The sequence below is a fragment of the Petrocella sp. FN5 genome (assembly GCF_029210395.1).
Classification (GTDB): domain Bacteria; phylum Bacillota; class Clostridia; order Lachnospirales; family Vallitaleaceae; genus Petrocella.
On record NZ_JARGDP010000076.1, the window covers coordinates 1 to 11574 of the forward strand.

General features: G+C 36.4%; 7 protein-coding genes. 1 reads left to right on the forward strand and 6 read right to left on the reverse strand.

From position 1 onward, the window contains the following. Window positions 1-174: 174 nt before the first annotated feature. Window positions 175-765 carry a SurA N-terminal domain-containing protein gene (locus tag P0N36_RS13015; RefSeq protein ID WP_275843287.1) on the reverse strand — a complete coding sequence of 197 codons (591 nt, stop codon included), beginning with the start codon at window positions 763-765 and terminating at the stop codon, window positions 175-177. A gap of 638 nt (window positions 766-1403) precedes the next feature. After that, complete coding sequence (locus tag P0N36_RS13020; RefSeq protein ID WP_275843288.1) at window positions 1404-1547, reverse strand: hypothetical protein; 144 nt, start codon at window positions 1545-1547, stop codon at window positions 1404-1406. 700 nt (window positions 1548-2247) lie between these two features. Between P0N36_RS13020 and typA the strand changes: the two genes are divergently transcribed. Next, entirely contained in the window at window positions 2248-4071 is a 1824-nt protein-coding gene (gene typA / locus P0N36_RS13025) for a translational GTPase TypA (protein WP_275843289.1), read from the forward strand. 878 nt (window positions 4072-4949) lie between these two features. Here the strand turns inward: typA and hslO are convergent. The 4 genes from hslO to addA form a co-directional block, all read right to left on the reverse strand. Then, window positions 4950-5834, reverse strand: a complete 885-nt coding sequence (gene hslO, locus P0N36_RS13030; RefSeq protein ID WP_275843290.1) for an Hsp33 family molecular chaperone HslO — start codon at window positions 5832-5834, stop codon at window positions 4950-4952. Window position 5835: 1 nt separating this feature from the next. After that, the gene (locus P0N36_RS13035; protein ID WP_330684031.1) at window positions 5836-6597 is read right to left on the reverse strand and encodes a class I SAM-dependent DNA methyltransferase; all 762 of its coding nucleotides are present in this window, start codon (window positions 6595-6597) and stop codon (window positions 5836-5838) included. Window positions 6598-6657: 60 nt separating this feature from the next. After that, a complete protein-coding gene (locus tag P0N36_RS13040; RefSeq protein WP_275843292.1) occupies window positions 6658-8040 on the reverse strand; it encodes an MATE family efflux transporter in 1383 nt (460 codons plus the stop codon). Between the two features lie 37 nt (window positions 8041-8077). Beyond that, window positions 8078-11574 (reverse strand): helicase-exonuclease AddAB subunit AddA (addA, locus tag P0N36_RS13045; RefSeq protein WP_275843293.1); only part of this gene is annotated, 3497 nt, incomplete at its 5' end.

Consider the following 11574-nt stretch of genomic DNA (forward strand, 5'->3'; position numbering starts at 1 on the left):
TGTTGTTTTGATGTAGACTCTAAATCGATTCTTAATAAGTCATATTGCATTTTAATTAGATGGTTAAGGCGTCAAAACTATATAGTTGAACTTTCGCATACCATATATAGTTACAAATGTATCAACGTAATCTATATATGGTATGTGAATTTAGTGAAACTTAGTTTTGACCCTTTAACCATTAGATGTTTTCCTTATTAAATCTTCCACATATTCATTCCAGTACGCTTCATATGTTTGATTTTTATTTTCCTTATAATTCATCATAACCGTCATCTTTAGCTTAGAAATAACTAAATCTCTCATGGTCGTTTCTCTTGAATACTCAAAATACTCATCCATATTCATGTCTAGTTCATTCAAAAGCTCATCAAAGAATTCTTTTGTTTCAGGACTGTTCTCTAGGCCACTTATTACATCATTGTAATGATTTTCTAATTCTTCATCCGAAACACTAAGACCACTTTTATTAGCCGTTTGAAATAAGACCTCATTTCGAATAAGTTTATTTAATGCCTCATCATTTGTTAGCTTAATGCCTGATAAACCATAAGATAATTTGACCATCTCAAGTTCATTTTTTTTAACTTCTCTCGTTCCTATTTTTGCAATTATTTTAGAATCTTTTTTATTAATCAATTCTTCTTCTAGCTGAATTGCCTCTTTCATTTTTTGGATTTTTGATTGATTTTGGCTAACTGCATACATTGTTACTGAGGTTAATGCTATCACAATTACTGCTGCAAATATTATTTTATATTTCATAGTTGAACCCCTGACTAAAATTTAGTTTTCAATTCCAACATAGTTACTCCGCCCACAATTGCTTCCGGATAAATAAAAGTATATTCCATCTTGCGATTATTAAAATCTTTTTCCTTTTCTTATTATTCTGGTATTTCTCTTAAACATAGAAATTAAAAACACACTGCCTTATGTTAGAATAAAAAGTATCTTTAGTACAAAGCTTGGTCATATTCATATAAGAATTCATTATCCGACGAAAACACTTTAATATGAATTATCAACTTCTCATATTTTTCAAAATCAATGCCCCAGAAAAAGTTCTCAGAATTATGAATCATTAAACCTTCAGTATTATTAAACCAACTGGGTTCACTAATTATAAGGTTTCCTAAATCATCATATGTTGATAACTGTATATTTTTATTAGTATTTGACAATTTCTTTCGTAACGATGTTGCACGTATATTCTTTTAATGCAGGAAAAATTAGTACTAACAACAAATATGGTCACCAGTAGAAAAAATATTCCTGTAAATATTGCTATTTTTCTTATTTTCATCTAAGCCCCTTTGCTTTACTTTTTAGGGAATAGAAGCTACAGTAATAGTTATTCTATCAACTCCTGGAGCATTAACATATCCAGCTGCTTCTGCTCTTTACGAACTATTGATTGTTAGGGATGGCGCTACCACTGCTATGGTTGCCCACCTTGGTTGAACTTCTGCTGCATAGACAGTTGTGCCAACCAGAAAACTAATAATCAGTAATAGAACTAATGGTCTTGATACTATGCTGAACATAAAAATCACCGCCTTTACTATATATACAAGGAAGTGACCTAAAACGTGACGTTTTTATGAGATGTTGTTGATATTGACAGTATGAAAGTCCAATTCTTTTGTATCTAAATATATATTTTCTATGTACTTCATTAATTCAGATTCATTACCCAAAGCAAACTCAGTCTATAATTTTAAAGAAAACATAAACTAGTTCTTTTTCACTAATTTAACTAGAAATATGATTCCAATAAACGTTAAAAGCATTACAATTGCTGATACCACAATGAATATACCTAAAGCCATACTTTATCTTCTCCTTTAGTAATAAAATTCTTACCTCATTATTATACGTTGTTGATGCTATTTCTTTGTTATACATAACATACCTTCTGAAACTACTATAGTCTTATATTAAAATAGCTTCAAGTCACTATGGTAACATACATGAATTACTTTAGTCATCTGTATTAAGCTTTTCACTACACAAGATCAACCTACTTCAGTAGCCAATGATTTTATAAACTGAAGATACACATGTTATAACGGACTTTATTATGTCCAATAACCTTTCCTTATTACCATTTTTTTTATTGCTTATGCCAGTTTTTTCCTTTTAAGGCATAATAAACTTGCTTTTTGACCCATAGGCGGTTAAACTATATGATTGGATACTAAGAATAAATTACGACGTATAAAGTTATTTAGAAAGTAGGATTTTATGAGTAAAGAAAAAATCATTAATATTGCCGTTATTGCCCATGTCGATGCAGGCAAATCCACTTTGGTTGACGCTTTTCTAAACCAAAATGGTGTATTTAGAGCAAATGAAGAGGTCGTTGATTGTGTCATGGACAGTAACGACATTGAAAGAGAACGTGGCATAACGATCTACTCTAAAAACTGTTCTATTCGTTATAAAGATTATAAAATAAATATTGTAGATACACCTGGTCATGCGGATTTTTCTTCCGAAGTTGAACGTATTATGAAGACTGTGGATACGGTTATCTTGCTGGTGGACTCCAGCGAAGGCCCAATGCCACAAACACGATTCGTACTTCAAAAATCTTTGGAAATGAATCTAAGACCTATCTTATTTATTAATAAAATTGACAAAAAAGATGAAAGGGCTGAAGCCGTTGTTGATATGACCTTTGACCTTTTCGTTGATCTTGATGCAACCGATGAACAATTGGACTTCCCTGTGCTCTATGGTGCTGCAAGGGATGGCTATGCCATTAATGAGATGGGTGAAGAAAGTAGCGATATGACGCCTCTTTTTGAAACCATCATCAAACATGTGGATGCTTATCCTGACTTCGATGAAGATCCGTTACAAATGCAAATATCCGCTCTTGGTTATGATGATTATATCGGAAGACTTGGTATTGGTCGTATTACAAAAGGGACTGTTAAAGCCGGCCAACAGGTCGCGATTACAAAAAGAGATGGTAGTGTTGCTACTGGTAAGGTTCTAAAACTTTTCTGCTATGAGGGTCTTAAACAAACACCAAAAGATGAGCTTTTTAGTGGCGATATTGCTGTTGTTGCCGGTATTGCAGATCTATCCATCGGCGAGACCCTTTGTGATATCTATAATGTACAAGGTATGGAAATGATTCATATTGAAGAACCGACGCTATCTATGAATTTCTTGGTTAACAGTTCTCCTTTCGCCGGTCGTGTTGGTAAATTCGTAACCACAAGACATATTAGAGACCGCCTGGAAAAAGAACTTCAAGTGAATGTCGGCCTAAAAGTAGAAGATCTAGGTGGCCTTGAAGGTTATAAAGTCTCCGGACGAGGCGAATTACACTTATCCATACTTATTGAAAATATGCGACGTGAAGGCTATGAGCTGAGTGTTTCAAAACCTGAGGTTATCATGCACCAGGAAGATGGAAAGACCGTTGAGCCTATAGAACGTGTCTTAATTACTTTACCTGATTCTTACGTGGGCATGGCCATTTCCTCTCTAAATAATCGAAAAGGTACTATGGAGAATATGATCTCCGAAAATGGTTTCACCAAGATCGAATATGTAGCGCCTACACGAGGTTTACTTGGTTTTCGTTCCGAAATGATTACTGATTCTAGAGGTGAAGCTACGATTGTTCGCTCCTTCGAAGGATTTGAGCGTCACAAAGGTGAGATTCCAAGCAGAAATAATGGTGTTCTTGTTTCAGGTGAGCAAGGTATTGCAACCCCTTACTCTCTTAACAACTTATCCGATCGTGCTACCATGACCATTCATACCGGGACAGAAGTCTATGAAGGTATGATTATTGGCATCAATTCACGTAAAGATGATATGTCCGTTAACCCTACCAAAAATAAGAAATTAACGAATACAAGATCATCCGGTAACGACGATGCTGTCAAGCTGGCACCACCAAAAATCTTTTCTCTTGAAGAAGCCCTTGAGTTCATTGCTGATGATGAACTGGTTGAAATCACACCGGACAGCATTCGCCTTCGTAAGAAAATCCTAAGAGAAACAGAACGACTTCGTGCCAATAAAAACAGTACCAAAACATCATAAATTCTTAAATTCTTAAAACTAAATTGTTCTACAAAAATGCGAAGGTCAAATTTGACCTTCGCATTATATTTACTCAATATTCAATTTCTTTTCATGCAATTCTCTCGTTTATCCTGTTAGATTTACAAAATAATAATGTTACATGTTACATACTACTTTTACTATTGCAAACTACAACTACAAAGTCAGAATTATAAAACTACAGTTACATACTTCTATACTTCATTGTTTCATTGCTACAGATACATACTACAAACTACTTACTACATAATTCATGTTCAGTTACATATACTACATATACTACATATACTGCATATACTACACATATTACATATACTACTGTGAATCATATAAATTTGTTGCATGTACATACTGCTTTACAATAAATCTTTACTACATATACATAACAATTACTTTGTTGCAAAACTTCGGGTTTACAATGCAATGGGGATGTTCACCATTTTACCCTTTTCAAACAATCTAACAATCATCTAAACTAAAAGAATTGTGTTACTAAACTGATTCATGTTCACAACACACCTATGGACTTCCATATATACGCTGTAGAGACCATATACAATTGCTACTTCAATCGTCATTTATATGCCTATCTAACGTATAGTCATTAAATGGCTTCTTTGCGCCTATTTAACCACAATATGTTGCTGATTGCCCCTCTACTAAACTACAGGGGCTTAATTAAACTGCTCGTATTGGTCCTACCGTCTGGAGCATTTTCACTTTACATCCACTCCCTTTTCGGTCAGATACATTAATCGTACGTACATTTATCCGTTTAAAAAGGTATTCCGGAAGTTACCTTTGTTTTATTATACACCTTATAGTCAGTTATTTCAATCACTATTTTAACAGATTTCTTACACTATATTCATCCTGTCTAAGATATCTCTCAAATCACCTAAATCAAAGGTATATTCTGTATTACAGAACTGACATGACATAACAATAGGCTTACCTTCTTGAATCATATCTTTAATCTCCTCTCTTCCAACGGTAATCAAGGCTTTCTCAACCCGTTCTTTTGAACAATCGCATTCAAATCTAGGATAGATTTTCTCATGGTACATCAAAGACAAGCCTTCTAAAACTTTGTTGGCTATGCCCTCACCATCAAATCCTTCCTCCAGCATCGCTGTCACCGATGGTAATTTCTTAATATTAGCTTCAATTGTATCAATCACCTCATCTTTGGCACCAGGCATCAATTGTAGGATAAATCCACCACTTTGTCTAACAGTATAGTCTTTATCCACAAGAACACCTAAAGCTACAACCGATGGGGTTTGCTCACTACTTGCAAAATAGTAGGTCAGATCTTCTGCAATCTCGCCACTAACAAGGTCAATTTGTCCATTATAGGGTTCTTTCATGCCTATGTCTTTAATGACATTGAGAAAACCGGTTCCTAGAGCGCCGGATACATCCAGTTTACCGTTGGGCTTTAGTGGCAAGTCCATATCGGGTCGATTGACATAACCTTTTACAATGGCATCTGAATTCGCTGTAACCAAGACCCCGCCTAAAGGCCCATCGCCTTTAAACTGAAGGGTCAACAGGTCTTTGTCCCCTTTCATCATACTGCCCATGATGGCGCCGGCGGTAAGGGTTCTTCCAAGGGCTGCAGTGGCTACAGGACTTGTCTTATGTAGACTTCTAGCTCTTTCTACCAGGTCTTTTGTTATAGCGACGTAGAGCCTTACTTGATGGTCCTTATCTGTCACTCTTACTATATAGTCTGACATCTTATTTCTCCTTCATCACTTCTTGTGCGACAAAATACATACGCTGGGTGGTTGACTTCAGATCCTCAAAAGTATTGTCATGATAAAGGGCAAGAAATTTCAAGCCTGATGCTTCGAGGCATTTTATCACTTCTTTCGGTTCATATCCTCGCTCATGATGCACTTCTGTTGATTTTTCATACAAGCCATCTTCATTTTTTATAAATACATTCACTTCATATTCATTAATGGCCTCATCTTCATAATAATAGTTTTCCCAAATATAGGCATAGTCTTCATGATTTTCCGCATACGTCTTATTTCCTAAAACCTCTTTGAACTTATATACTGTATTCATGTCAAATATAAAAAGACCGCCTGGATTTAAGAAAAGATTCACTTTCTCAAAAGTTTTCTTCAAGTCTTCCTCAAAAGTAATATAATTTAGTGCATCGCCAACTGAAATAACTGCATCCACCGTTCCAAAAAGATCCAGCTCGGTCATATCCTGATTCAGATACATGACCCCCTCTAGTTCTTCTTCCTTGGCCTTATCTCTTGCTATGGCCAACATGTCTTCTGAAAGATCTACACCAATCATTTCGTAGCCTTTCTTGGCCATCAAATTGGTCATAGACCCAGTCCCACATCCCAGATCCAAAATCAAATTCGGTTCAAGACCGTTTTTTTTAAATATCGATTCTATATACACAAGCCAAGCCCCATAAGGTAATTCATTAAGAGCACTATCATAAATCATGGCAAATTGTTCGTAAGAAGCCAATGCCTTCACCTTCTTTCTTTTTAATTTATATTATGGTTAAAGGGTCAAAACTAAGTTTCACTAAATTCCCTTTTCATCTCCTACTCTAACAGGCCAATCTTTAACACTTTTGGTATAGGTTTTACCAAATAGAAGCAGAACCATGGTCACACCAAAAATCTCGGCAATAAGAAAGGCGAACCAAACGGCACGAAGGCCTCCGATTTCCCCTAAGATATAAGCAGCAGGTAAGAGAATAACCAATTGCCTTATCATGGATATGTAGAGGCTATAATGGGCCTTACCCAATCCCTGAAAGGCTGTACTAAGTATAACGCTGACACCTAACAAGGGAAACATCAGACTAATGGTTCTAAAAGCCGGCACACCAAGTTCAAGCATCCTTGCATTGGCGTTATAAAGTCCCAAAAGTGATGTTGGAAAAATCTGAAATATCAGTAGACAAAAAATCATAAAGCTGACAGCCACCATGATACTGAATTTTATTGCTGCAAGGAGTCGTTCTTTATTTTTGGCACCAAAATTATAGCCGATAATCGGCAAGGTTCCAGTTGAAAGACCAAATACCGGCATAAACACCAAGGATTGTAATCTGAAATAAGAACCCATTACATCGATGGCCAAATCCCCGTATTTTGATAGAATCAAATTAAAACCGGTGAGCATAATGGATCCCAAACCTTGCATAATCGATACCGGTATCCCGACTACAAGAATTTGCTTGATAATGGACAACTTCAACTTAAAACTTCTAAGGTCCGGTTTGATAATATTGTTGCCAAAAAACAAGATAGACCAAACAAAGATCATGGATATACTCTGAGCGACAACCGTCGCAATGGCTGCGCCTTCAATACCCATAGCCGGAACACCGAATAATCCAAAAATCAAAATAGGATCTAATATAATATTGAGCACTGCACCAATAAGCATGGCAATCATTGGCTTGATCATTTCACCTGTACCTTGCAGAACACTCATACCGACTTGCCCCAGTATCCTGCCAAAAGCAAAAATCATAATGATTCTTGTGTAAGATGTGGCATAATCAATAACCAAAGTGTTGTCTGTAAAGAGTACAAAAAAGTTTCGAGCAAAAAGTGTACCTAATATAGCTACAATACTGTATACAAATATACCAACCACAACACCATGTTCAGCAATCAAAACAGCTGATTTGTGATCTTTTTCTCCAAGTTTTCTTGATATGTTCGAGTTCATCCCCACGCCTAATCCTACAAACACGGCGATGACGATGAGTTGAAGGGGGAAAGCTAAGGATATGGCTGTTAATGCATCGTTATTGGTGTCACTAATTCTTGAGACAAAAATGCTATCGACCACATTATACATGGCTTGTACCATCATTGCAAAAATAGCCGGTAAAGACATGCTGATAATGAGTTTGGGAATAGGTACAATGCCCATTTTGTTATTTTCCATTGCCGTGCCTCTACTTTCCAAAATGCCCGTTCATACTTTAGGTTTCTATTTTGATTTCAACGGTTTCTGATATGCCCATTGCATATAGATATATAGCTTTTACCTGTTTACCTGTGCCTTGTTCTAAAGCCTTTTTATAATAACCCATTTGTGTACTATATCTTTTTATTAATGTATCCACAGCACCCTCTGATATGTGGTCTGTTTTATAATCCACTATCACAAGACCTTCTTCTTCTTCAAAAAATAAGTCAATCACACCTTGAACCATCCTATAATCTGATGTATGTACCCCTGCTTCAAGTTCCGGTTTAAGTCCCATGACAAAGGGCTTTTCTTTAATTAACCGACCTTTTGAAGCTGCTTCTTTTGCACGTTTTCCTATTTCTGAATCGAAAAAGGCCTTAATTGACATCGGTCGTATACTTTTAGCTTCACAATCTGTTATTATTTGTTTTTGGCATAGTTCTTCAATCCTATCTGCTATGGTTTTTTCCTCCATTTGAGTTAAGAAATCCAGATGATACATAACTTTATGATAGGCTTGTCCCCGCTGGGCTCCAGTCATAGGTTGCTCGCCTACAATAAAAACCGGCTTAATAGATGATTTTTCCCGGGTAGGTAGCTTTGAAAAACTTTCTTCTTCAAGCCGCTTTATTTCTGATACGGATTGGCTAATATCCATCTTGGTTAAAGTATCATAAGTATATGTCCAAGCCATTTTAGACTCAAAATCTAGATCTAACTGGGTTTTCTTTTCCATACTATCTGAAGCAAAAGCCCTTAGTATTGAAGGGTCATTTTGATAATCTAAGTATGTCTTTTGATATATACTTATACTCGGCTCTATGGATTGTAGGGCGACCTTCCCCAAATACTCAATGCCTGTATTGGCATATAGATTTTTCGCCTGACGATGACGCATTAGTGCCAACATAATCCAGTCCAAATAGTTCTGACAACTTTTAACCGTTAGGTAACCTAGGTGAAGGCTTTCTATACTTAAAGCCCTTGACCATTTATCTATCTGCTTATCCATATTTTTTGCAGATCCTATAAGGATTAGTTTTTCTCTTGCTCTGGTTAAGGCAACATATAGAATCCTAAGCTCTTCTGATTTTAGTTCCTGGTCCATTTTTGACTTCAGAACTTCTTTGATGGGTGATTGAATTCTAATCCGTTCATCCGATAGGATGTTGTCTGTTCCAAAACCGAACTCCTGATGGATGAGCACCGCTTGCCGGATGTCACTTTTATTAAAAAGTTTGCTCAGTGCCGGAAGTATGACAACCGGGTACTCGAGCCCTTTGCTACCATGAATGCTCATGATGGTAACTTGATTCCCTTGTTCATCCTGAAGCAATGCCTCCCCTTGATCAATGCTATGCTTTTTCATATGGTCCATATACCTTAAGAAATTAAACAATCCTTTGAAACTTGTCTGCTCATACCTATGGACTTGATCTAAAAACATATCCAGATTGGCTTGACGCTTTGGACCTCCAAGCATCATTGAAACATAATCATAGTAACCTGTATCCTTAAAAATCTGCTGTACCAAACCATATAAACTTAAGCTGTTTTTCACTTGGCGCCACCTATATAGTGATTCATGAAATCGGACGACTTTTTGATCTAAAGGTGTATTTCCAATGATACTTTTATGGTATAAGATTAAGGCACTGTGAAAATCTATATCCGGGTCCGTAAGCCTTATTGTAACCAACTCATCCCCTTTAAATCCAAACATGGGTGAGCGTAATACTGCAAGTAAAGGTATATCTTGTTTTGGATTGTCGATGATTCTTAATAGATTAAGCAAAGTCTTTATCTCAATAGTATCAAAATAGCCCGTAGCCAATCGACTGGCTACCGGTATACCATAGTCTGCAAATGTATCGACAAAGGCTTCTGACCACCCTGTCATGGTCCGCATGAGAATAACAATATCTTTATATGCCAGCTGACGCTCTATCTTTTCTTGACTATCATAGATCATCATCGGTGGATCCAAGGCCATAAGCCTTTGTATCTCAACCGCAACAGCTTGTGCTTCAATTTGTCTTGTTGTTAGGCCATTAAAACCTTCACGGTCAATTAATAAAACTTCTGTATCGTAGACATCTGATTCTATTGTGTAATTTGCGCCTAAATTCAAAGCAGCAGATGTATTATAATGTACATCGCCTATTTTCTTAGACATCAATTGTATAAAAAGGTAATTAGTCAAGTCCAAAACCTGTTTCCGGCTTCTAAAGTTCTGATGCAATTCAATTTTTTGATAAAGACTATCCTCTGTTGTATAGGTATCGTATTTTTCTGAGAATAACTCCGGCTTTGCTAGGCGAAACTTGTAGATGCTTTGCTTCAGATCCCCTACCATAAAGATATTTGGCTTTTCCTCCCCTATTCGTGATACACTCTGAATCAACGTTTCTTGTACTAGATTACTGTCTTGGTATTCATCCACCATAATCTCCACAAAACGGTCTGCATAAATCTTAGCCACCTCTGATGGTTTACCACTATCTTCTCGTAATATGTCTAAAGCAAAATGCTCAATGTCGTTAAAATCAATCATGTTTTTCTCGACTTTTTTTGCTTGATAGGCTTCTGAAAATCTTTTTATAATACTTACCAATGTTTTCATATGACCATGACTAATGGCTGTCATCTTTATAAAAACCTCATCATAATCAAAACCATATTGATTTTGCATGGTTTTAAGTTGGTCCTTGATACGGCCAATTAAGGCTTTAACAGGCTCACTTGCTTCCGGTTCTGTTCCTCTTTTGGCTGATTTTGCTCTAGGATAGTCTAGATTGTTCAGTATCTCAAAAACATGCATCCTACTGTCTTTAGCTGACTCAAGATCCTTTAGATAGGTATCGTAAATCAGAAGGGTTTCCATCATTGGCTTAAGACGTATATCTGTTTCAATAATCTCAGTTGCTTCCCTGGACAAAAGCTTGAGATCTTGAATCTGTTCAAATATTTCCGCCATCATATAAGTTACATAGGGTGAATCATACCACTGGTTCAGACTTTCTATATCGAGTAAATCTATGCTACTGTCCAGCCATTTCCTGGGCATAGGATGGCTTCTACTTAATTTGTATACAGATAGTACAAGATCTTCAACTGCCTTATCGCTTTTTCCCGGTGCGTAACTTTCAATAAAATCTAGGTAACTCAAGTCACCCTCTGTGTAGAACGTCTCTATGACGTCACCAAGGACTTCATTTCGCATTAGTGTGAGTTCAATCTCATCCCCTATCTTAAAGCTTGGGTCTAAGTTGATCTTGTAAAAATAGTTTTTTATAACTTGCAGGCAAAAAGCATGCAAAGTCATGATACTTGCAGATGGCAATAGGGTTAACTGCTGTTGTAAATAAAGGTTGGTCGGATCTTTTTCAATCGCATTATACAGTGCATTACCGACCCTTTCTCGCATCTCTGATGCAGCTGCGTTGGTAAATGTCACAACAAGTAAACTGTCAATTGACACAGGGTTCGACTTGTTTGTAATCATAC